Source organism: Pseudoxanthomonas sp. LjRoot125 (assembly GCF_964252705.1).
In the GTDB taxonomy this organism is placed as follows: Bacteria; Pseudomonadota; Gammaproteobacteria; order Xanthomonadales; family Xanthomonadaceae; genus Pseudoxanthomonas_A.
In genome coordinates this window covers 1966830-1988783 of sequence record NZ_CAXUOY020000001.1, presented here as the reverse complement: position 1 = coordinate 1988783, position 21954 = coordinate 1966830, and the positions used below count along the sequence as shown (strand labels likewise).

At 66.9% G+C, this 21954-nt stretch carries 14 protein-coding genes and 3 tRNA genes; 6 read left to right on the top strand and 11 right to left on the bottom strand.

All coding sequences use genetic code 11. The features are described from left to right. Nucleotides 1-88 precede the first annotated feature (88 nt). On the top strand, nt 89-625 hold the full coding sequence (locus tag ACSION_RS09215; protein WP_435305731.1) for a TlpA disulfide reductase family protein: 537 nt from the start codon (nt 89-91) through the stop codon (nt 623-625). Beyond that, nucleotides 622-1404, top strand: coding sequence for a serine aminopeptidase domain-containing protein (locus tag ACSION_RS09210; protein WP_435305730.1), 783 nt, complete (start codon nt 622-624; stop codon nt 1402-1404). Before ACSION_RS09215 ends, ACSION_RS09210 begins: the two co-directional genes overlap by 4 nt. On the opposite strand, the gene ACSION_RS09205 is transcribed toward ACSION_RS09210, so the two are convergent. Together ACSION_RS09205 and ACSION_RS09200 are read right to left on the bottom strand one after the other, a co-directional pair. Next, nucleotides 1389-1784 carry a hypothetical protein gene (locus ACSION_RS09205; RefSeq protein ID WP_435305729.1) on the bottom strand — a complete coding sequence of 132 codons (396 nt, stop codon included), beginning with the start codon at nt 1782-1784 and terminating at the stop codon, nt 1389-1391. The two genes, ACSION_RS09210 and ACSION_RS09205, sit on opposite strands and share 16 nt — an antisense overlap. Before the next feature lie 8 nt (nt 1785-1792). Next, nucleotides 1793-2275, bottom strand: a complete 483-nt coding sequence (locus ACSION_RS09200; protein WP_435305728.1) for a glutathione peroxidase — start codon at nt 2273-2275, stop codon at nt 1793-1795. Between the two features lie 116 nt (nt 2276-2391). Between ACSION_RS09200 and ACSION_RS09195 the strand changes: the two genes are divergently transcribed. Further along, nucleotides 2392-2991, top strand: coding sequence for a hypothetical protein (locus ACSION_RS09195; protein ID WP_435305727.1), 600 nt, complete (start codon nt 2392-2394; stop codon nt 2989-2991). A 13-nt stretch (nt 2992-3004) separates the two neighbouring features. On the opposite strand, the gene ACSION_RS09190 is transcribed toward ACSION_RS09195, so the two are convergent. Beyond that, on the bottom strand, nt 3005-5038 hold the full coding sequence (locus ACSION_RS09190; protein WP_435305726.1) for an amidohydrolase family protein: 2034 nt from the start codon (nt 5036-5038) through the stop codon (nt 3005-3007). 143 nt (nt 5039-5181) lie between these two features. On the opposite strand from ACSION_RS09190, the gene ACSION_RS09185 reads away from it, so the two are divergent. Next, nucleotides 5182-7368, top strand: a complete 2187-nt coding sequence (locus ACSION_RS09185) for a M3 family metallopeptidase (protein WP_435305725.1) — start codon at nt 5182-5184, stop codon at nt 7366-7368. Between the two features lie 186 nt (nt 7369-7554). On the opposite strand, the gene ACSION_RS09180 is transcribed toward ACSION_RS09185, so the two are convergent. Next, a complete protein-coding gene (locus ACSION_RS09180; RefSeq protein ID WP_435305724.1) occupies nt 7555-8445 on the bottom strand; it encodes a DnaJ C-terminal domain-containing protein in 891 nt (296 codons plus the stop codon). 154 nt (nt 8446-8599) lie between these two features. Between ACSION_RS09180 and ACSION_RS09175 the strand changes: the two genes are divergently transcribed. Beyond that, nucleotides 8600-9079: a peroxiredoxin gene (locus tag ACSION_RS09175; RefSeq protein WP_435305723.1), complete on the top strand. Its 480-nt coding sequence runs from the start codon at nt 8600-8602 to the stop codon at nt 9077-9079. A 43-nt stretch (nt 9080-9122) separates the two neighbouring features. On the opposite strand, the gene pbpC is transcribed toward ACSION_RS09175, so the two are convergent. The 5 genes from pbpC to ACSION_RS09150 all read right to left on the bottom strand — a co-directional run bounded on the left by pbpC (nt 9123) and on the right by ACSION_RS09150 (nt 21336). Further along, nucleotides 9123-11516: a penicillin-binding protein 1C gene (gene pbpC / locus ACSION_RS09170; RefSeq protein ID WP_435305722.1), complete on the bottom strand. Its 2394-nt coding sequence runs from the start codon at nt 11514-11516 to the stop codon at nt 9123-9125. Nucleotides 11517-11562: 46 nt separating this feature from the next. Further along, entirely contained in the window at nt 11563-16506 is a 4944-nt protein-coding gene (locus ACSION_RS09165; protein WP_435305721.1) for an alpha-2-macroglobulin family protein, read from the bottom strand. Between the two features lie 87 nt (nt 16507-16593). Then, entirely contained in the window at nt 16594-19290 is a 2697-nt protein-coding gene (gyrA, locus tag ACSION_RS09160) for a DNA gyrase subunit A (protein WP_435305720.1), read from the bottom strand. Between the two features lie 290 nt (nt 19291-19580). Beyond that, nucleotides 19581-19655, bottom strand: a tRNA-Val gene (locus ACSION_RS09155). Nucleotides 19656-19713: 58 nt separating this feature from the next. Beyond that, nucleotides 19714-21336 (bottom strand): FMN-binding glutamate synthase family protein, encoded by a 1623-nt coding sequence (locus ACSION_RS09150; RefSeq protein WP_435305719.1) that lies wholly within the window; start codon nt 21334-21336, stop codon nt 19714-19716. A 155-nt stretch (nt 21337-21491) separates the two neighbouring features. On the opposite strand from ACSION_RS09150, the gene ACSION_RS09145 reads away from it, so the two are divergent. Continuing rightward, nucleotides 21492-21638 (top strand): hypothetical protein, encoded by a 147-nt coding sequence (locus tag ACSION_RS09145; protein ID WP_158253509.1) that lies wholly within the window; start codon nt 21492-21494, stop codon nt 21636-21638. Nucleotides 21639-21652: 14 nt separating this feature from the next. Here ACSION_RS09145 and ACSION_RS09140 read toward each other — a convergent pair. Next, a tRNA-Leu gene (locus tag ACSION_RS09140) sits at nt 21653-21739 on the bottom strand. 114 nt (nt 21740-21853) lie between these two features. Next, nucleotides 21854-21929: transfer RNA gene (locus ACSION_RS09135), tRNA-Gly, on the bottom strand. Nucleotides 21930-21954 lie beyond the last annotated feature (25 nt).

Below are 21954 nucleotides of genomic sequence, written 5' to 3'. Positions count from 1 at the left end.
CCGACAGCCTTGGGGGCCCGTCGACGAACCGCACAACCCGCCCGGCGGGTGCTACGCTCGCCCGCAACGTCCTGGGGAGGACAAGCGAATGATGCGTAGCCTGTGGCTGGCGGTCCTGCTGGCGGTGACGACGTGGGCCCATGCCGCCGATCCGGTCAAGCAGCCCGGGATAGGGGAAGCACCGCCGCCCATCGGCCTCAAGGACCGCGAGGGCAACGCCATCGACCTTGCCGCCCTGCAGGGCAAGGTGGTGGTGGTGACGTTCTGGGCATCGTGGTGCGGGCCGTGCCGGCGCGAACTGCCCATGCTGGGCAGGGTCCAGGAGATCGTCGGCCGCGAGCACCTGGAAGTCATCGCGGTGAACTTCAAGGAACCGCGCCGCGACTTCAATGCCGTGATCCGCGCGAACAAGAACCTCAAGGTCACCTACGTACACGACGAGCGGGGTGTGGTCAGCGACCGCTATGGCGTCACCGCCCTGCCCAACATGTTCATCATCGGCCAGGATGGGCTGATCGCGCAGACCCACCGCGGCTACTCGGACGATGTGCTGCAATCCTTCACGCAGGAGCTTCTGGACCTGTTGCCCGAAGAAGCACTGCAGCGCCGAGTCAATGCGCAGTGACGCTGGCCGCACGCGCCCGACTGTTTTCAGTATTGGTCGCCCTCACGGTGCCGCTGAGCGCATGTCTTCCGGGCGGCGGTGATGCGCGTGCCCCAATACCGCAGGCGTTGGTGCCTGCGGCGGGGCCGGCGACCCGGCTTGTCGTGGTGCTGCCGGGTCGCGGCGACGATATCGCCGGATTGCGCGCGAGCGGTATCGCGCCCGCGGTGCAGGCGGCATGGCCTGACGCGGATGTTCTGTTGACCGGCTTGGGATTCGCCTACTACATGCAAGGCCGTGCGCCTCAACGGCTGCATGAGGAGGTGATCGAGCCCGCACGCAAACGAGGGTACCGCCAAGTCTGGCTGCTCGGGGCGTCGATGGGCGGAATGGGAACCCTGATGTACGACCGCGCCTATCCAGGCGATGCGGACGGTCTGGTGTTGCTGGCGCCTTATGTGGGAGATCGCTCGCTCATCAACGAGATACGCGCCACAGGCCTGTCACGTTGGCAGCCGGGGCCCGTTCCGCCCGACGTGGACGCCGACAATTACCAGCGCGAGCTCTGGCGCCACCTGCAGGCTTGGCAGAAGGACGCGCACCGTACGGACTCGGTTTGGCTGGGATACGGCGCTCAGGATCGCCTCGCACCCGCGATGCCGCCCCTGGCCGGGCTGTTGCCGAAAGGGCACGTGATCGTCGTTGAAGGCGGCCACGCCTGGAAGGTATGGTCGCCCCTGACGCAACGTCTGCTTTCAGGGGCGGGCCCGGCCCGCCTCGACGCTCAGCGCTCCCCGTAACGCAACCACAGGGCCGCCGCGGTTTCGTCTGCAAAGACGCGCGCATCGAATCCGTGTTCGTTGGCCAGCAGGCCGGCGAACTCGACCTGCGGGATCTGCTCGGCATGGCGCTCCACATAGGCGATCCGCACGGCCTCCATGCCCTGCCCCTGCATGGCCTGCACGAATTCCAGCAGTTGTCCCGGCGGCGGCGGTTCCCCCTCCATGTCGTCCACCACCAGCAGACCTTTCGGCTGCACCCGGCGCACTTCCTCGGCGATCGTGCGCCAGTACGCGAGCGTGGTGTCCAACGTTCCGTTGGCACCCGTCGCCCAGGCGCGCAGCCCGTAATCCGTCGTGGCGAACTCGATATGGAACAACGGGCCGTCGCCCGTATCCATCAGGGGACTCACGCGAGCGCGGCGCGGATGTTGTCCGCGAGGGATTCCGGCGTATCGGTGGGGGCGTAGCGCTTGAGCACGCGGCCATCGCGGCCGACCAGGAACTTGCTGAAGTTCCATTTGATCGCACTGATGCCCAGCAGCCCGCTCTTTTCCTGCTTCAGCCACTTCCAGAGCGGATGCGCGGCGTCGCCGTTCACGTCGACCTTGGCGAACATCGGGAAGGTCACGTCGTAGTTGAGCGAGCAGAAGTTGCGGATTTCCGCCTCGTCGCCCGGCTCCTGGTGCCCGAACTGGTCACAGGGAAAGCCCAACACCACCAATCCCTGCGGGCCGAATTCGCGCCACAGCGCCTCCAGCCCGGTGTACTGCGGCGTGAAGCCGCACTTGGACGCCACGTTGACGATCAGCAACGCCTTCCCCTGGTATTCCGAGAGCGACCGCTCGCGGCCGTCGATGTCCTGGGCGGAAAAGTCGTAGGCAGTGGTCATGCGCGGTCTCCGGGAAAGGCGCTATCAGACACCGCCCGGGCGCACAGGGCAAGGCACCGTGCAAGGAGGCCGATGATCGGCTAACGTGGCCGCGCATCGGATCCAGGACGCTGCCCATGCAAGAAGCCGCCGATCCCGCCAGCCACGCCAGCCTCTACATCCATGTCCGCATCCTGCTGGGCATGATCGTGGGCCTGGGATTGACCCACCTGCTGCGCCATGCGGCGCGCATCGTCGAACGCCCGCGTGCGCACCCTGTCTACGGGGTCCACCTGGTCTGGGCAACCTTCATGTTCGTGTACCTGCTGCACTTCTGGTGGTGGCAATTCAGCCTGTCGCACCAGGCGCACTGGAATTTCAACCTGTACCTCTACGTCACCCTGTACGCGCTGCTTCTCTACCTGCTGTGCGCACTGGTGTTCCCCGAATCGCTGCCGGAAGGCGCGGGGTATCGCGACTATTACTACGGGCGCAAGCACTGGTTCTTCGGACTGCTCGCGCTGATGTTCGTCGTCGATGCCGGCGACACGCTGATCAAGGGCAGCGCATACGTCCAGCAGTTGGGTGCTGAATACTGGGTGCGGAATACCGTGTACATCGCGGGCAGTGTGGCGGCCATCCTCACGCGCCACCCGCGCTTCCACGGCGTGTTTGCGGTAGCTGCGCTGCTGTACGAACTGAGCTGGATCTGGCGGCGCTACGAGAACCTGGTGTAGCGCCGCTGCCGCGTCAGCGTGCCGGCTGCACCTTGACCGGCGTGGAGAACGGCGCGATGCCGAGCGCCTCGTGGATCTCGGCCGGGTAGTACGCCTGGCCGCCCTTGATCACCAGCGCCAGCTTGCGCACATCGGCGATGTTCGCCGTCGGGTCGCCATCCACCAGCACGAGGTCGGCGCGCTTGCCCGGCGTGATCGAGCCGGCATCCTCAAGCGTGCGGGTGTACTTGGCGCCGTTCCAGGTAGCCACCTGGAGTACCTGCGACGGCGTCAGCCCGGCTTGCACGTACAGTTCGAGCTCCCGCTGCAGGGTGAAGCCGGGCAGTTCGTCGGTGCCCGCGACGATCGGCACACCGGCCCGATACATGCGGCCGGTGAACTCCACCAGTTTGTCGAAACTGCGCTTGTAGCGCGCACCGGTTTCATCGTCCTTGATGTCCATCTCGGCCGCGCGCCGGCTGCGCTGCACATCCGGCGGCAGGTGGTCGGCGACATCGGCGACGATCGGCGACAGCTGCCCTTCGCGCTGGTGGATGAACTCGAACGTCGCCAGCGTCGGGTCGATGACGATCTGCTTCTTCGCCAGCTCCGCGATGAAGTCCTGCACCGGCTTGCTGTCGAAGTCCAGGCCATCGGTCTTGTCCGCGACCAGGTAGAAGCGCGCCAGCGTCCGCGTGTCGGTTTCCGGGGTGACGAAGAAATTCAGCATCACCTGGTTGATGTGCTGGATCTCGTCGTAGCCCTGCTCCACCACGTCCTGCGCGCGCAGGAAGGCTGGCACGTGGCCACTGACCCGCAAGCCGCGCTGGTGGGCGTAGGCCGTCGTGTCGCGCAGGATCTCCTTCGGGAACGAGTTGTAGATCTTGATCTGCGGATAACCGTGGTCGGCGTACCAGTCGATGGCCTGCTTGGCGCCGGCCAGGTCCTTCACCACGAATCCGCCCTGCGACGAATGCGGACTCTGTCCTTCGATGTAACCTGCCGGAATCACCCGCGGATGCATCAGCGTGCCGGCCTTCTCTTCGGCCATCAGCTGCTGCAGCGTCGCGTTGTCATTGCCCATGTCGCGCGTGCTGGTCACGCCGGCCGCCAGATGCAGGCCGCCTTCCCAGCTGCCCGCATGCACATGCATGTCGTAGAGGCCGGGCAGCAGCACGCGGTTGCCGGCATCCACCACGTTATCGGCCGCGACCCTCGATTGCCCCACCGGCGACACCGACAGGATCTTGCCATCCCGCACGACGACGTCCGCCGCCGCGCCGAGGACGGCTTTCTCGCTGTCGAACACGCGCGCGTTGCGGATCAGCGTGGTGCCCGGCAACGGATGCGCCAGGCGCTGCTGCATCGCGACCAACGCTTCGCGCTCGGCGATCTTCTGGCGCGCTTCCAGTGTGTTGGCGGTGCCTTGCCAACCGTCTTCGATCAGCTGCAGGAAACCCGGATAGATGTAGGCGAACATGCGCGGTTCGGCATCCCGCGTCACCCACACGAACGAGGGCGTGAACCCGATGCCGGTCAATGCCAGCAGATCGACGGTGCGCGACTGATCGCCGCTACGGATGTCCACGGATGCGATCTTGCGCTGCGTCAACGTGCCACTCGGCACCAGCGGCAGCTTGCCGTCCGGTCGCTTGGCCAGCGCCGCCAGCGCGACAGAGGTCGATGCAGGCGTGCCGCCCAATGGCGTGTACAGCGCCGTGCCGGTGAAGGTGTGCGTGCCGGCATCAGAGGTGCTCTTCCACTGCCCTCGGTCGCCGTCGCGGGTGAAGGTTTCGTCGACCGGTGCACCGAACGTCGATACGCCCTTCACCTGGTATTGCTGGAAGGTGCCATCCGGTGCCAGGCGGTATTCCTCCTTCAGTTCCGGCCCGCGTCCGTTGTCCTTGAAGATGAAATCCACCCGGGTAACGCCGTCATCGCCGGTGGTGACCGTCTGTTCGCCCGCCTTCTTGCCGCCATCCACCAGCGCGACGTACTTCAGTGTTTCGGCGGCCAGCGCCGAAGGCACAAGCAGCAGCGCACAACAGAATGCAAGGACAGGCTTCACAGGACTCTCCGTCAAGGGGCGCTCGGGGCATTCTGGCGCAGATTGACCGGCTTTCCGGAGGCATGCCCATGCCTTTCGTCATGGGTCCGGCCCCACCCCCTGGGTTACCCTTGACCATCTACCCTGTCAGGACGTCGTGCTTCATGACCACCCGCCTCGCCATCGCGCTCGCCGCGACCCTCGGACTCGCCATGCCCGCCTACAGCCAGGCCGCCACGCCGGCCACCCAGGCCGCCCAGGCCGCCAATCCCTTCTCCGCGGAAAGCCCGCTGCCGCTGCACTACCCGCAGTTCGACAAGATCAAGGACAGCGATTTCGCACCCGCCTTCGATGCCGGCATGGCCGAGCAGCTGAAGGAGATGGATGCCATCGCCAACAACCCGGCCGCGCCGACCTTCGAGAACACCATCATCGCGATGGAGAAGAGCGGCCAGGTGCTGGACCGCGCCACCACCGTGTTCTTCAACCTGGTGGGCACCGATACCAACGACGCACGCAACAAGCTGCGCGCCGACTACTCGGCCAAGTTCGCCGCCCACGGCGACGCGATCAGCCTGAATCCGAAGCTGTTCTCGCGTGTCAAGGCGCTGTTCGACAAGCGCAATGACCTGGGCCTGGACGCGGAAGGCGTGCGCCTGATCGAGCGTTACCACACCAGCTTCGTGCGCTCCGGCGCCAATCTCAACGACGCCGACAAGGCGACGCTGAAGAAGATGAACGGTGAACTGGCTTCGCTGGCGACGACCTTCAGCGACAACGTGCTGAAAGACGTGAACGCCTCGGCCGTGGTCGTCGACGACGTGAAGCAGCTCGACGGCCTGACCGAAGCGCAGATCGCCACGGCCGCCGAAGTCGCCAAGAAGCGCGGCCTGGAAGGCAAGTACGTGCTGACCCTGCTGAACACCACTGGCCAGCCGCCGGAGTCGCAGCTGACCAACCGCGCCCTGCGCCAGCGCCTGCACGAGGCCTCGGTCGCGCGCGGCAGCCATGGCGGCGAGTTCGACACCACCGCGCTGGTCTCGCGCATCATGAAGCTGCGCGCCGATCGCGCGAAGCTGCTGGGCTATCCCAACCATGCCGCCTACGGCCTGGAAGACCAGACCGCGCGCACGCCGGAAGCCGTCAACGCGATGCTGGGCAAGCTGGCACCGGCCGCGGTCGCCAACGCCAAGCGCGAAGCCGCCGACCTGCAGGCGATGATCGACCAGGAACAGAAGGCCAAGGGGCAGCCGACCTTCGCGCTTGAGCCGTGGGACTGGGCGTTCTACTCCGAGAAGGTCCGCGCCGCGAAGTACAACTTCGACGAATCGCAGCTCAAGCCGTACTTCGAGATGAAGAACGTGCTGGAGAACGGCGTGTTCTTCGCCGCCAACCAGCTGTACGGCCTGACCTTCAAGGAACGCACCGACCTGCCGAAGTACCACGCCGACACGTGGACCTACGACGTGTTCAACGCCGATGGTTCGCAGCTGGCGATCTTCATCTTCGACCCGTACGCGCGCGACTCCAAGCGCGGTGGCGCATGGATGAACTCGTACGTGTCGCAGTCGGGCCTGACCGGCGACAAGCCGGTGGTCGCCAACCATCTGAACGTGCCCAAGCCGCCGGCCGGCGAACCCACGCTGATGACGTGGGACGAAGTGACCACCACGTTCCACGAGTTCGGCCACGCGCTGCACGGCATGTTCTCCGACGTGAAGTACCCGTACTTCAGCGGCACCAGCGTGCCGCGCGATTTCGTCGAGTACCCGTCGCAGGTCAACGAAATGTGGGCCGACTGGCCGTCGATCCTGGCCAACTACGCCAAGCACTACAAGACCGGCGAGCCGCTGCCGCAGGCATTGCTCGACAAGGTGATCGCCGCCTCCAAGTTCAATGAAGGCTTCAAGACCACCGAATACCTGGGCGCCGCCATGCTGGACCAGCGCTGGCACCAGATCACCGCCGACCAGGTGCCCGACGCGGCCGGCGTGATGAAGTTCGAAGCGAATGCACTGACCACCGATGGCATCAGCTACAAGCCCGTGCCGCCGCGCTACAAGACGCCCTACTTCAGCCACATCATGGGCGGCTACTCGGCCGGCTACTACGCGTACATCTGGTCGGAAGTGCTCGACGCCAACAGCGTGGAATGGTTCAAGAGCCATGGCGGCCTGAAGCGCGAGAACGGCGACCACTTCCGCAAGACGCTGCTGTCGCAGGGTGGCAGCCAGGACGCGATGAAGCTGTTCCGCGACTTCGCCGGCCACGATCCCAAGATCGAGCCGTTGCTGGAGAAGCGCGGCCTGACGGCACCGGCCGCTGCGCCGGCCGCCAAGCAGGTCAAGTAAGCGACTTCCTCGTCGCCCACCACGCCACCTTCGGGTGGCGTGGTTTTTTATGGGTTACGCATCCGCCCGGTTGTCCACATCGCGTGTGGATGAGTGCTGCACGAATCTGTGGATAACCGTCGTGCGGCGTTGCAAGCCGGGGCTGTCAAGCCGCTTGGCGATTATTTCGCCACACCACCGGAACCCTTACTCGCCGAAGGCCCCGGCCAACGCGGCGTAAGCCTTGCGCTGCTCATCGGTCTCGGCGCGCGGCGCGGTGATCTCGAGCTCGACGATCTGGTCGCCCGGCGGCGTTCCCGGCAGGCCGCGGCCACGCAGGCGCAGTTTGCGGCCGGAATCCGAATCCGGCGGGATCTTCAGCTCCACCGCGCCTCCCAGCGTCGGCACGCTGACCGACGCGCCGAGCGCGGCTTGCCACGGTGTCAGCGACAGCACGTGGATGATGTTGCGGCCGTCCACCTCGAACTGCGGATGCGGCGCGTACTCCACTTCCAGCAGCAGGTTGCCGCCCTGGCTGCCCTGCCCGGCCAACCGGATCACCTGCCCCGGCTTCACCCCGGTCGGCACCCTGACGTCGAGCTGGCGGCCGTTGACGTTCACCCGCACGCTGCCGCCGTCGTGCACGGCCTGCAGCGGCACCGCAAGCTTGGCGCGCGAATCACGCGGACCCTGCGGCCCGCGCGGCGTGGCCTGCTCCGCGCGCCCGCGCCGGCCGAACAGGCCTTCGAAGAAATCGCTGAACCCGGCACCGCCACCGCCGCCGCCCGCACCGCCGAAGATCTCTTCGAAATCGAAATCCTGCGACCCTGGCCCACCGCGCCCGAAATCCGGCGGTGGGCGGAATTCCTCGCCGGGACGATAGCCGCGCGCGCGCAGCTGGTCGTAGGCCGCGCGCTTCTGCGGATCACGCAGTGCTTCGTAAGCCTCGTTCACGGCCTTGAACTGGTCCTCGGCACCGGCTTCCTTGCTGACATCCGGGTGGTACTTGCGGGCCAACCGCCGATAGGCCGTCTTGATCTCGGCATCACCCGCCGAAGGTTCGACGCCCAGTACCGCGTAATAGTCTTTGAACTGCATGCGAACTCCGCCGTTTCCGTAAGCGGCCCGCACCCGGGCGCCACGGCGCAATTCTAATCGCCCGCGGTGTCGGCGGCGTGGACGCCATGGACCCGCGGCGGCATGACGCCGGCGCGCTACACTGGCCCGTATATCCCCACTCCAAGGCAGTCCGATGAGCATCCAGGTTGGCGAACGCATTCCCGAAGTGACCCTCAAGCGCATCCGCGAGGGCGTGGAGACGGTGGATACCATCGCCCTGTTCGACGGCCGCAGGGCGGTCCTGTTCGCCGTGCCCGGCGCGTTCACCCCGACCTGCTCCGAAAAGCACCTGCCCAGCTACGTGCAGCACTTCGACGAATTCCGCAAGCGCGGCATCGAGGTGTTCTGCGTGTCGGTGAACGATCCCTTCGTCATGCAGGCGTGGGGCAAGACCCAGCACGTGCCCGAGGGCCTGCAGATGCTGGCCGACGGCAATGCCGACCTGGCCAAGGCCCTCGGCCTGGAGATGGACGCCAGCGCCTACGGCATGGGCATCCGCGCCAAGCGCTTCGCGCTGTACGCGGAGGACGGCGTGGTGAAGCATGTCTTCGTCGAAGCCCCCGGCGAGTACAAGGTATCCGGCGCGGAACACATGCTGGAACAGCTCGGCTGATCGCCAGCGCCCGCGACGGCTGGACCGTCGCGGGCCTTCATCCCTAGCGCAACACCTCGAACCGCACCCGCGTCCACGCGCCGCTTCCGGCCAGCGCGGTGAGCTGGTGTTCGCCAGGTTCGTCGAACTCGCGCTGGAACGCTTGCGCGCCGTCTGTTTCCGCGATCCATCGGCCATCGAGCAGCCACTGGATGCGAGATTCCGTTCCCAGCGCACGCGGCTGCAAACGAACGCCGTGCGGACTGCCCGGCGCGCGGGCGAGCGTGGCGCGATCGTTCAGCCCTTCGATGCGCAGCTCCTCGTTGGCATCGCGGCCATCGGGTTGGCAATCCGGCGACAGCGCCGGCAGGCGCGACGCCGCGCGTGTCTGCGCGGACAACCAGGGCGATGCCAGCGCGGGCCAGCGCGCGATCTCGGTGCTGCGCACGTCATGCGGGCGCGAACATTCGGCGGAAAGACGCAACCCGGTGCGCACGTCGATGTCGAAGCGCTCCCGCCCGACGCTCCACAGCCGTGCGTCGCGTTCGGCGAAGGTGGGCGGCACGTTGCCGCCGAGCGTCCACGCGTCGCGCTTGCGCTGGCACAGTGAGGGTGCATCCGGTTCCGGCGGCAGGCCGAGGGGCCAGCAGATGTCGGTCGCGGCGACATCGATCGGCCGTGGACGCGGCTCCGCATCGCCGCGTGCCCGCGGCAGGCTGTCGATCACTTCGAACATCAACGGCAGTGCGGTGACTGCGCCGTACTGCCCGGGCAACGGCGTGCCGTCGGGTCGCCCCACCCACACGCCGACGGTGTAGCGACGCGTGCCGCCCAACGCCCAGGCATCGCGGAAGCCGTAGCTCGTTCCTGTCTTCCACGCGACGCGTGGGCGGCCGCCGGTATCCAGCACACCGCTGCCATAGCCCGGCCGCGGGTGCGCTTCCAGGATTTCGCGGATGATCCACGCCGCGCCGGGCGACAGCAGTCGGCGATCCGAAGACGGGTCCTGCGTCGTGTAACGCACGCGGCCCGACAGTCCCTCGCGGTTCAGCGCCGCATGCGCGCCCACCAGGTCCTCCAGGCGCGCGCCCGTGCCGCCCAGGATCAGCGACAGGTTGGGCTTCGCGCCGCGTGGATAGCGCAGCGCGAGGCCGTTGTTGGCCAACCGCGCCGAGAAGCGATCCGGCCCAACACGGTCCAGCAAATCCACCGCAGGCACGTTGAGCGACAAGCGCAGCGCGTCCGCCGCACTGACGGGACCATTGAACGCGGCATCGAAATTGCCCGGGCGGTAACCATGGAACGACTGCGGCGCATCGACCAGCAGGCTTTCGGAATGGATCAGGCCGTCGTCAAGAGCGAGCCCGTACAAGAAAGGCTTCAACGTGGAGCCAGGCGAGCGCCAGGCTTGCACCATGTCGACGTGTCCCAGCCGCTGGCGATCGCCGAACGCGACCGATCCCACATAGGCGCGCGCCTCCATCGTCGCGTTGTCGACCACCAGCAACGCGGCCGACGTGCGCGGGGGCAGCGCCGAGAAGTAACCCTGCACGCGCTCCTCCAGCGTCCGCTGCAGGCCGGCATCGAGCGTGGATACGATCCGTGCCGCGCGCGGCTGCTGCCGCCGCAGCCGCTCCGCCAGCAACGCTGCCTGCAGGGGTGGCTGCAAGGTTCGTGCGACGACCGGCTCGATGCGTGCGTCTTCGACTTCTGCGGTCGACCAGACGCCGAGGTCGGCCATGCGCTGCAGCACCTTGTCGCGCGCGGCCTGCGCCGCGTCGGGACGGCGATCCGGACGCAGTCGGCTGGGCGACTGCGGCAGCACCGCCAGCAACGCCGCTTCCGCATGCGACAACCGCGACGCCGGCTTGCCGAGATAAGCCCAGCTCGCGGCATCGACACCTTCGATGGTGCCGCCGAACGGTGCGCGTTCCAGGTACAGCGTGAGGATCTCTCGCTTGGACAGGTGCGCTTCCAGCTGCACCGCGCGCAGCATCTGCTTGGCCTTGCCCCAGGGCGTGCGCGAGTGCCGGTCCAGCATGCGCGCCACCTGCATGGTCAGCGTCGATCCACCGGACACCACGCGCCCGTGGCGGACGAACTGCCCGGCCGCGCGCACCAGCGCCCAGGGATTGACCCCAGGGTGCCGCCAGAACCAGCGGTCTTCGTAGTTCAACAGGGCCTGCAAGTAGAGCGGCGACACCGTCTCGGGTGCCGCGGGATAGCGCCAGACGCCGTCGCGGTCGGCGAAGGCGCGCAGCGGCGTGCCGTCGCGCGCGACCACCAACGTGCTGGTGTCGCGGATCTTGGGCAGCGGTGGCGGGAAGGCAAAGTCGAGCACCAGCAGCGCGATAAGCGCGGCAACCGTGCCCCATCGTAACCAGGGCAACCAGCGCCGCGCGCGCGGTAGGGCGCCAGCGAAACTCCTCAGGCGCTGCGGGCGTGCTTCGTACTTCATCCTTGCCCGGCACCTTCTCCCCGTACGCGGGGAGAAGGTGCGCACCTCATGGCTGCACCACCGTGATCGTCGCCGGCGAGGCCTTGCCCACTCCGCGGATGTCCGGACGGTACATGTCCTCCACCAGCGACGGCGGCACGGTGTAGGTACCGGGCGTGACCGCGCGGACGAGATAGAACAACTTCGCCGTGCCGCCACGATCGAGCTTCAGCGCTGCCACGTAGCGGTCATCACGAAACTCCTCGTGCTTGACGTCGGCGGCGCTGCCGCGATCACTGATCGCGATGCCGTCCACGACCACCTCGGCCCATTGCTTCGCATCGCCCAGATTGAAGTTCTCGATCTCCAGGCCGGCCGGCAACAGGTCGGTGAACAAGGCATCGGGCATCGCCACGTTGGCGGTGATGCCCACGCGCACGATCAACGCCTCGCCTTCCTTCAGCGTGCCGCCCTTCCACTCCTGCCCGTCGGTCGTGTAGTACCGGCGCTCGATGCCAACCTGGCGGTTGTCCGGCGCCGGCGCGCTGCGCGGGATGCCGGCCACGTCCAGCGAGGCGTACAGCGGCGGCGAGCCTTCGGGTACGAAGCGCACCCCGCGTGCCAGCGCCGCGTGGTCGACGCTCCGGCCGAACAGGCGCACCGGCGCGACGGTTTCTGCGTCACCACCGATGCTCCACTGGCCGGAGACCAGCTTCGTCTGGTCCACCATCAACGCCTTGCCCAGCCGGGCCAGCGCCACCTGCTCCTGCGTACTCAGCCACAGCCAGCCACTGTTGCGGCGCGCATCTAGCTCGCGGCCCAGCGAGATCGCGCGGCGATCGTATTCGGGCTTGGCCAGCTTGCGTTCGTGCACCAGCGCGATCATCAGCGCATCGTCGCGCAGCTTCGTGCCGTAGTCGCCCAGATACTCCGGTCGGTCGCCGGTCTTGGCGAAGCCTTCGGCGATCGCCTTGGCGCCGCGATTGCGGTCGCCCTGCAGCGTCAAGGCGATACCCAGGTGCACCAGCGGCAGACCCGTCAACGTCTTGCCACGTTCGTTGTCGTACAGCGCACGCAAGGTACCGAGCGGTGCGCGATTCACCCGCGCCAGCACATACCCCGCATAGGCCTGGTTGGCGAATTTCAGGTGATCGCGACGGTCGTAGCCGTAGAACTGCGCGCCGCCGGCAAGCAGGTCTTCGTTGAGGCGCGTCAGCGCTTTCTGCAGCACGGCGTCCGGCACGGCGAACCCGCCTTCGCGCGCATCCAGCAGAAACTCGGCGATGTAGGGCGTCAAACCGGGATTGACGTAGTCATCGTTGCCCCACATCGAGAAGTGGCCATTGGCCACCTGCATCGAGGCCAGGCGACCGAACGCGCCTTCCATGCGCTCGCGGCGCTTCTTCGCATCGAGACCATCGATGCCCAGCAGCTTCGCGGTGGCGTCATCCAGTTCCAGCGCCGCATAGCCCTTGCTGGTCGTCTGTTCCGCGCAGCCATACGGATACTCCAGCGCGCCCTTCAACGCACTGGCGAACGGAATCGGCGGCAGCGCGCTGACCGTCATGCGTGCGGTCACCGACCCGGACATCAATCCATCCGCGAACCCCGCGCCCATCTCCACGGGCGACAGGCTGTCCAGCACCTGCGTGCGCGAGCGCAACACGGCCGGCCAGCCCGCGCGTACCGGAACGTCGTAGCGGCGGTCTACCTTGAAGCCGTTGCCCTCCACGCGAACGCGGACCTGTGCCGTCGTGTAGCCCTCGCCTGCGGTGATCGGGAACGTCAGCGTGCGCTTGGCATCGATGGCGAGGTCGGTGCTGCGGTTGCCTTCGCCGATGTTGAGCGGCCCTTCACCGTTTACCAGGACCTTGAACGCACCGGTCTTGCCGGTGAAGTTCTGCACGTCCAGCGTCACCGTGCTCTTGTCGCCCGGCGCGAGCACGCGCGGCAGGCTGGCTTCGGCCACGATCGGCGCACGCACCACGGTCTCGCGGTCGCGGTTGCCGTAGCGCGTGTCGGAATAGACCAACGCCGACACGCGCAGCGTCCCGTTGAAGTCGGGCACCTTCAGCGCGACACGGGCATTACCCTTGCCATCGAGCTTCACCGGCCCGGAGAACAGGTCCACCGTCTGCACGCGCGCCGTCGGGCGCTTGGCCTGCGGCAACGCTTCCAGCGCCATGTCGCCGCCGAAGCGGATCTTGGCGCTGCCGCCTTCGAAGCTCTCGATCACGCGACCGTAGATGTCGTACGCGTCCACGCCCAGGCGACGCTGGGCGAAGAACTGCGCATTCGCATCCGGGACCGGGAAGCGGGTGATGTTGAGGATGCCCACGTCCACCGCGGACACGGTGACGTGCGCAGTCTGGCCCGCCAGTTCCGGCACGCTGACGCTCGCCCGCAAGTCCTGCTCCGGCCGCATCTGCTTCGGCACCGACAGACCGACGGCGACGCGACGGTCGCGGCGGTCCATCGGCACGTGCGCCACGCCCACCGCGCGGGCCGGCGTGATCTTGCTGGGCGCGGAACCGCCACGGAACACCAGCGCAGTGACGTAGACGTCATGGCGCTCCCACTCCTTGGTCACCGGGATAGAGAACGTGCTGCCCGGCTTGGCCTCGATCGCCTGCACGTACAGCATGCGGTCGGCTTCCGCCATCAGTAGCCCCTTGCCCGCATGCGGCGGCGTGATGGTCACCTTCAAGGTGTCCCCGGCCTTGTAGCCGGTCTTGTCCAGCGCCAGCTTGACCTTGTCGGGGCGCGCATCCAGGCCGCGGTTCTGGTCGTCCCAACTCCAGCCTGCACGGAACGGATAGCGGGTAGTCAGGCCGGTCGCCGGGTCGAACACGTCGAGCCGGTACTCGCCCCACTCCACCGGGAAATCCACTTTCGAGGCACCGGCCCCGATATCCAGCGTGCGCGTGTCCTTGTTTTCGAACCGACGGGTGAAGTCGTAATCCCAGCCGCCGTCTTCGTCGTAGTTCCAGTGGTAGTCGCGCAGCTCGCGCACCAGCGTGGCCTTCAGGCCCTTCGCCGGCTGCGGCTTGCCGGCGGCATCCACGCGCACCAGTTCGAAACCGGCATTGGCGTTGGCGTCGGCGCCATCCTTGTCGTCGAACAGCGGACGGATGCCGACCAGCGAACCGGCGGGCCACAACACGCGCTTCAGCGTGCGGTTCACCGTGCGGCCGCCGGTCTCGTAGACGCTGCCCGACACGATCGCCGCAATGGTGCTGCGCGGCTTGGCCTCGGTGGGCAGCGCGATGTCTTCCTGCAGCACGCCGTTCTCGGGCAGCGTGGCGTCGATGACGTCCTTGGCTTCCTTCGGCAGCTCCAGGGTGGGATCGCCGAAGAAGTAGCCCGGCAACTGCTCCAGCGGATGCTGTTCCACCGCGACCGCAAGCTTGGCGGTGAAGCGGTTGCCGCTGGCCGGCGCACCGTACAGGTACGCCGCGGTCGCGGTGAGCTTCAGCGGCTCGCCGGGCTTCAGCACCGGCTGGGCCGCATCCAGATCCAGCTTCATGCGTTCGGGCAGGAATTCCTCGATGCGCAGGGTCATGCCCTGCACCGCCTCCTTGCTCGCCGGATCGGTACGGAATTCCACCTGCCAGCGACCGGTCGGCGCCTCCACCGGGATCGCCTGCTCGAAGCTGAAATAGCCCTGTGCACCGGGCTGCAGGCGGGTCTCGCGGAACACCTTGCCGTCCGGCTGCTTCAGCCGCAGGAACACGGGCTGTCCCCCACCCTGCTTGGGTGCGGGAACAGGCTTGCCGTCGTTGTCGCGCAGCAGCGCGGAGATACGCACCGTCTCGCCGGGGCGATACAGGTCGCGACCGGACCAGGCGAACACATCGAACCAGGCTTGTTCGCGACCGGCCACGGCGAATTCGGACAGGTCCAGCGCCGGCTGGTTGAACGGCAGCATGGACACGTCCTTGCCGCGCGTGGCGACCAGCACGTGGGCGGCGTCGAGCGTGTACTTCAGCAGCGCATTGCCGTTGCCGTCGGTCTTGCCGGCAAGCACGGCTTCGCCACGCGCGTCGAGTACTTTCAACTCGACGCCACCGATGGCCGCGCCGTCCTGCAGCGACGCCGTGTGCACGAACAACGTGTCCTTGTACGCGCGCGTGTGCAGGCCGATGTCGCTGACGGTGAAGAAAGCGGTCTCGAACTCGCCGGCGAACTTGCCGGTGCGCTTCATCACCGCGAAGTACAGTCCAGGATCCTGCAGTTCGCGGATGTCCTGGATCGGCAGGTAGGTCAGCACACGCTCGTTGGGCTTGCCGCCCAGCACGAACCGGTTGAGGTAGACGGGCTCGGCGAGGTCGCCGATCGGCGTGCTGTCGCCGTAGTCGCTGTCCAGGTCCCAGCTGCCGCGGCGACCGCCGCGCTGGTACTCGGCGAAGAACTTCGGCAGCTGCTTCTCGCTCACGCGCAGGAATTCCACGTCCACTTCCGGCACGTTGATCGACACCACCGGCAGGCCCCGGCTCTCGCGCGCCGGCAGCACGCTACCCTGCGATGCGAAGCCCACCGCCGGGTCCAGTTCACCGGTATGCACCTTGCGCGTGTCGTCCTTGCCCAGGCGCGTGCCGTCGGCGGCGGACAAGCCGGCCTTCAGGGTGACGTCGTAATCCTTCGCGGCTTCGACCGACGGGAATCGCAGGATCAGGCCCTTGTCGTCCAGCACCCAGCTGCCCTTCACCGCGGCGCCATTGGCGTCCTTCACCACCAACAGGTCGTCGAAATCCTGCGAGCTCACCAGCGGGCGGCTGAACTCCAGGGCGATGGCGAGGTCGCCGTCGTGCTGGTCGGGATAAGCGCCGACGAGGGCGAAGCCCTCGACCCTCGCCGCTTCAGCCTTGATCGGTTCGCCGCTGGCTTCCGGTAGCTGACCGGTTTCATTGCGTTTGCAGCCGGCGACGGCCGTAGCAGCCAACAAGGCAATAAAAAACGCGCGCACCCAGCGGCTACGCGCGTTCGTCCTGTTCCGATGTACCGATCCCATGTGCCATTCCCTGCCGTGGTCGTGTCGGCAGTATAGAACGCAGGGATGGAGGCGGCGGGGTCATCGCCCACGCGCCTCCAGGGTCGGTCAGGCCTCCGGGGAGGTTTCGCTGGCGTCGGATGCGGTCGGTGCCGCGCCGATGCCGCCCTCGGCGCCCTCGCCTTCGTCCTCGTCCAGCGACGCATCCAGGCGTTCCACCGCCTGCAGCGTTTCGCCGTCGGACAGGCGGATCAGGGTGACGCCCTGGGTGTTGCGGCCCACTTGCGAGATTTCCGCCGCACGGGTGCGCACCAGGGTGCCGCCATCGGAGATCAACAGGACCTCGTGGTGGTCGGACAGCTGGATAGCACCGACCAGGCGGCCGTTGCGCTCGGTGGTCTTGAGCGCGATCACGCCACGCGTACCACGGCCCTTGCGCGGATAGTCGCCCACGGGGGTGCGCTTGCCGTAGCCCCGCTCGCTGGCGGTCAGGATGTCGCCATCGCCGTCGACGACGACCAGGCTGACCACTTCGGAGCCGGCCTCGACGATGGCGGTGCCGCCTTCGCCGTCGGCGGCTTCGCCCTCGTCCTGCTCGCCCTCGACGTCCGCATCCACGCCTTCCGCCAGGCGCATGCCGCGCACGCCGGTCGCGGTGCGGCCCATGGCGCGCACCAGCGCTTCGGAGAAGCGCACGGCGCGGCCGTTGGACGCGAACAGCATGACGTCGCGCTCGCCGTCGGTCAGTGCCACGCCAACCAGCGCATCGCCTTCGTCCAGGTTGATCGCGATCTTGCCGCGCGCCAGCTTGAACGCGAATTCGGTGAGCGGCGTCTTCTTGACCGTGCCGTTCTTCGTCGCGAAGAAGACGAACTTGCCTTCCTCGTAGTCGCGCACCGGCACCACGGCCTGGACTTTCTCGCCGGGCTCCAGCGGGATCCAGTTGATGATCGGGCGGCCGCGTGCATTGGAACCGGCTTCCGGCAGCTGGTAGACCGGCAGCCAGAACACCTTGCCGCTACTGGTGAAGGTCAGCAGCGTGTCGTGCGTGTTGACCAGCCACAGCTGGTCGATGAAATCCTCTTCCTTGGTCGCCGCCGCACTGCGGCCGCGGCCGCCGCGCTTCTGCGCGCGGTAGGCGCTGGCCGGCTGGCGCTTGGCGTAGCCCGCGTGCGACAGCGTGACCACCATGTCTTCCGGGGCGATCAGGTCGAGGATGTCGAGATCCTCTTCGCTGTGGCGGATCTCGCTGCGACGCTCGTCGCCGAACTCGGCCTTGACGTTCAGCAGCTCGTCGCGGATCACCTGCAACAGCACGTCCGGGTTCTCGAGGATGCGGATCAGGCCGGCGATCACTTCCAGCAACTGGCGGTATTCCTCGGTCAGCTTCTCCTGCTCCAGGCCGGTCAGGCGGTGCAGGCGCATTTCGAGGATCTGCGTGGCCTGCGCCTCGCTGAGCTGGTAGCGGCCGTCGACGAAGCCGATGGCGGCCGGCAGGTCTTCCGGACGCGAGGCTTCCGCGCCGGCGGCGGCCAACAGCGATCCCACCAGGCCCGGTTCCCAGGTCTTGGCGAGCATGCGCTCACGCGCTTCCTGCGGGTTGGCCGACGTCTTGATCAGCTCGATCATCTCGTCGATGTTCGCGAGCGCGACCGTCAGGCCTTCCAGGATGTGGGCGCGGTTGCGCGCCTTGCGCAGTTCGAAGATGGTCCGGCGGGTCACCACTTCGCGGCGGTGGCGGACGAAGGCTTCCAGCATCTGCTTCAGGTTGAGCAGCTGCGGACGGCCGTCGACCAGCGCGACCATGTTGATGCCGAACACCGATTCCATCGGCGTCTGCAGGTACAGGTTGTTGAGGACGACCTCGGCCGATTCGCCGCGCTTGACCTCGATGTAGATGCGCATGCCGTCCTTGTCGGACTCGTCGCGCAGCTCGCTGATGCCTTCGAGCTTCTTTTCCTTCACCAGCTCGGCGATCTTCTCGATCAACCGCGCCTTGTTCACCTGGTACGGGATCTCGGTGACGATGATCGACTCGCGGCCGTTGTCGTCGTTGACCTCGATGTCGGCCTTGGCGCGCATGCGCACGCGGCCGCGGCCGGTGCGGTAGCCGGCGATGATGCCGGCGGTACCGTTGATGATGCCACCGGTGGGGAAGTCCGGGCCGGGGATGTACTGCATCAGTCCGTCGACATCCAACTCGGGGTTGTCGATCAGCGCGATCAGGCCGTTGACCACTTCCGACAGGTTGTGCGGCGGGATATTGGTGGCCATGCCCACCGCGATGCCGGCCGAACCGTTGACCAGCAGGTTCGGGAAGCGCGTCGGCAGGACCGTCGGCTCCAGTTCCTTCTCGTCGTAGTTGGGCTGGAAGTCGACGGTTTCCTTGTCGATGTCCGCCAGCAGCTCATGGGTGAGCTTGGCCATGCGCGCTTCGGTGTAACGCATGGCGGCCGCGGAGTCGCCATCGACCGAACCGAAGTTGCCCTGGCCATCGACCAGCATGTAGCGCAGCGAGAACGGCTGCGCCATGCGCACCAGCGTGTCGTAGACCGACTGGTCGCCGTGCGGGTGGTACTTACCGATCACGTCACCGACGATGCGGGCGGACTTCACGTGCGGCTTGTTGGCGTGGTTGCCCAGTTCGTTCATCGCGAACAGGACGCGCCGGTGGACAGGCTTGAGACCGTCGCGGACATCCGGAAGCGCGCGCCCCACGATCACGCTCATCGCGTAATCGAGATAGCTGCGACGCATCTCGTCTTCGAGGTTGACGGGGATGATTTCCTTGGCGGTATCGGCCATTCGGGTTCCGTGTTTCTCTGATTGTCTCGGGCCTGAATCCGGGCCAAAGCACGCCTAGCCGACAAGGGTCGGCGAGGCAGCGACAGGCGGGGATTCCGGCGGGTTCTGCAACCTGCGGAGTGTATCACAACAGGCGTGCCAGACCGGCCTTTTCGGCCACAGAAACAAGCACTTATGGCGCCATCGGAAGCGCGCTCGAACGAATCGCGGGTGGTCGGCGCGCCAGCATGCGCCGACAGCGCACCCCAGACACGAAAAAGCCCGGCCGAGGCCGGGCTTTTCGCTGGAACTGGTGGGCGGTACAAGTTTCGAACTTGTGACCCCTGCCGTGTGAAAGCAGTGCTCTACCGCTGAGCTAACCGCCCGAATTCGTCGGGGCGCGCATGATAAACGGGGACCGGGGAGCCGGTCAACGCACCGGCCTCAGCGGTCCTTGGTGTCGCACAGGGCGCTGACACGCCGAGGCGGCGCAAACGCGTCGCTGCGGGCGTCGGCCCAGAAGTCCCGGAACACCGCATGCGCCGGCACCCGGTCCAGCAGTTCGCCTGGCTCCAGGAACCGGTACAGCGAGGCCAGCGAGCGCACTTCGATCGGCGACACCCGGCGCAGGATGTGTTCCGGCCCCAGCTGCTGCGGGTGCTCCAGGCCGGCCGCGCACAGCATGTCGCGCAGCGCCTTCAGCGTGTTGTCGTGGAACTGCTGCACGCGGACCGACTTGTCGCCTACGTCCAGGTGCTTCCAGCGCTTCGGATCCTGCGTGGCGACGCCGGTAGGGCAACGGTCGTTGTGGCAGCTCTGCGACTGGATGCAGCCCAGCGCGAACATGAAGCCGCGGGCGGCGTTACACCAATCCGCGCCCATGGCCATCGTGCGGGCGACATCGAAGGCACTGATGATCTTGCCGGCGGCACCCAGTCGCACCTTGTCGCGCAGGTTCAGGCCGACAAGCGTGTTGTGGACCAGCAGCAGCGCCTCGTGCATCGGCACGCCGACATGGTCGATGAACTCCGCGGGCGCCGCGCCGGTACCGCCTTCCGCACCGTCCACCACGATGAAGTCCGGCAGCAGGCCGGTCTCCTGCATGGCCTTGGCGATGCCGAACCATTCCCACGGGTGGCCGATGGCCAGCTTGAAGCCGGTCGGCTTGCCGCCCGACAGCTCGCGCAGGCGCGCGATGAACTGCAGCAGCTCCACCGGCGTGGAGAAGGCGGAATGCCTCGCCGGCGAGACGCAATCGTGCCCCATCGGTACGCCACGGGTCGCCGAGATTTCCGCGCTGACCTTCGCTGCCGGCAGTACCCCGCCGTGGCCTGGCTTGGCGCCCTGCGACAACTTCAATTCGATCATTCTTACCTGGGGCGAGCGCGCATTCTCGACGAAGCGCGCCTCGCTGAAACGTCCCTGGTCATCGCGGCAGCCGAAGTAGCCGGAACCGATTTCCCAGACCAGGTCACCGCCCTTCTCGCGATGGTAGGGCGAGATCGAGCCCTCGCCAGTGTCGTGATAGAAACCTCCGCGTCGCGCGCCCTCGTTCAGTGCGCGCACGGCGTTCGCCGATAGCGCACCGAAGCTCATCGCCGAGATGTTGAACACGCTGGCCGAATACGGCTGCGCCGAGCCTGCGCCGATGACCACCCGGAAGTCGTGCGAATCCACATGCGTCGGCGCCATCGAATGGTTGATCCATTCGTAGTCGACGCTGTACACGTCCTGCTGGCTGCCGAACGGCACCACGTCCATCACGCCCTTGGCGCGCTGGTACACCAGCGAACGTTGTTGTCGCGAAAACGGTACTTCGGCCGTGTCGCCCTCGATGAAGTACTGGCGGATTTCGGGGCCGACCGACTCCAGCCCGTAACGGAAATGCGCCAGCACCGGGTAATTGCGGCGCAGGGTGCTGCGCGTTTGCAGCACATCCCACGTGCCGAGCACCGCCAGCGCGCCGAAGAGCGCAACACCCCACCAGGCCACGGGCCAGGACAACGCCAGCACCAGCATGCAGGCCGTCAGCAACACCGTGACGGCATAGGCGAGGTAACGCTGCATCGGCAGTCTCCCGTGGGCCAGTCGCGATTCTAAGCCAAGCCCTGCGACCGCACGCCGCAGGAGCCGCTTTGCGGGTCGCGAGGGTTGATCCGGATCAATGCCGGCATCCGGATGCAGTGCGAGCGTGGCGGCACCACAACCCAGGGGAGACCGACATGCATCCGATCCTTCGCGAAATCCTGCTCGAGCCGGTCGGCTGGCTGGCCATCGGTGGCAGCATCGTCATGGTGGGCATCGCCTTCGCAGTGGCGATGTTCGTGCGCAAGAAGGTGCGCGAGGAAGAGAAACGCCAGCGGCGCTGACCGTATCGTCGAACTGGTGCCCGGAGCCGGAATCGAACCGGCATGGCCTCGCGGCCGGCGGATTTTAAGTCCGATGCGTCTACCAATTTCGCCATCCGGGCACTGGGATAGCCTGCCTCAGTCGTGCCGCCTTGGAAAGCGGCACGCTTCCGATCACCGGAAACAGCGAAGCCCCGCGTGCGGGGCTTCGGCGTACTCCCCGAGGGGAGCGAATATGGAGCGGGAAAAGGGACTCGAACCCTCGACCCCGACCTTGGCAAGGTCGTGCTCTACCAACTGAGCTATTCCCGCATGGACGATGCATGCATCGCCGATT

What these genes read in the sequence shown, in the direction of transcription:
- ACSION_RS09215 (WP_435305731.1), top strand. Translation starts at nt 89, where the DNA reads ATGATGCGTAGCCTGTGGCTGGCGGTCCTGCTGGCGGTGACGACGTGG.
- ACSION_RS09205 (WP_435305729.1), bottom strand. Translation starts at nt 1,784, where the DNA reads ATGGATACGGGCGACGGCCCGTTGTTCCATATCGAGTTCGCCACGACG.
- ACSION_RS09200 (WP_435305728.1), bottom strand. Translation starts at nt 2,275, where the DNA reads ATGACCACTGCCTACGACTTTTCCGCCCAGGACATCGACGGCCGCGAG.
- ACSION_RS09195 (WP_435305727.1), top strand. Translation starts at nt 2,392, where the DNA reads ATGCAAGAAGCCGCCGATCCCGCCAGCCACGCCAGCCTCTACATCCAT.
- ACSION_RS09185 (WP_435305725.1), top strand. Translation starts at nt 5,182, where the DNA reads ATGACCACCCGCCTCGCCATCGCGCTCGCCGCGACCCTCGGACTCGCC.
- ACSION_RS09180 (WP_435305724.1), bottom strand. Translation starts at nt 8,445, where the DNA reads ATGCAGTTCAAAGACTATTACGCGGTACTGGGCGTCGAACCTTCGGCG.
- ACSION_RS09175 (WP_435305723.1), top strand. Translation starts at nt 8,600, where the DNA reads ATGAGCATCCAGGTTGGCGAACGCATTCCCGAAGTGACCCTCAAGCGC.
- pbpC (WP_435305722.1), bottom strand. Translation starts at nt 11,516, where the DNA reads ATGAAGTACGAAGCACGCCCGCAGCGCCTGAGGAGTTTCGCTGGCGCC.
- ACSION_RS09165 (WP_435305721.1), bottom strand. Translation starts at nt 16,506, where the DNA reads ATGGGATCGGTACATCGGAACAGGACGAACGCGCGTAGCCGCTGGGTG.
- gyrA (WP_435305720.1), bottom strand. Translation starts at nt 19,290, where the DNA reads ATGGCCGATACCGCCAAGGAAATCATCCCCGTCAACCTCGAAGACGAG.
- ACSION_RS09150 (WP_435305719.1), bottom strand. Translation starts at nt 21,336, where the DNA reads ATGCAGCGTTACCTCGCCTATGCCGTCACGGTGTTGCTGACGGCCTGC.
- ACSION_RS09145 (WP_158253509.1), top strand. Translation starts at nt 21,492, where the DNA reads ATGCATCCGATCCTTCGCGAAATCCTGCTCGAGCCGGTCGGCTGGCTG.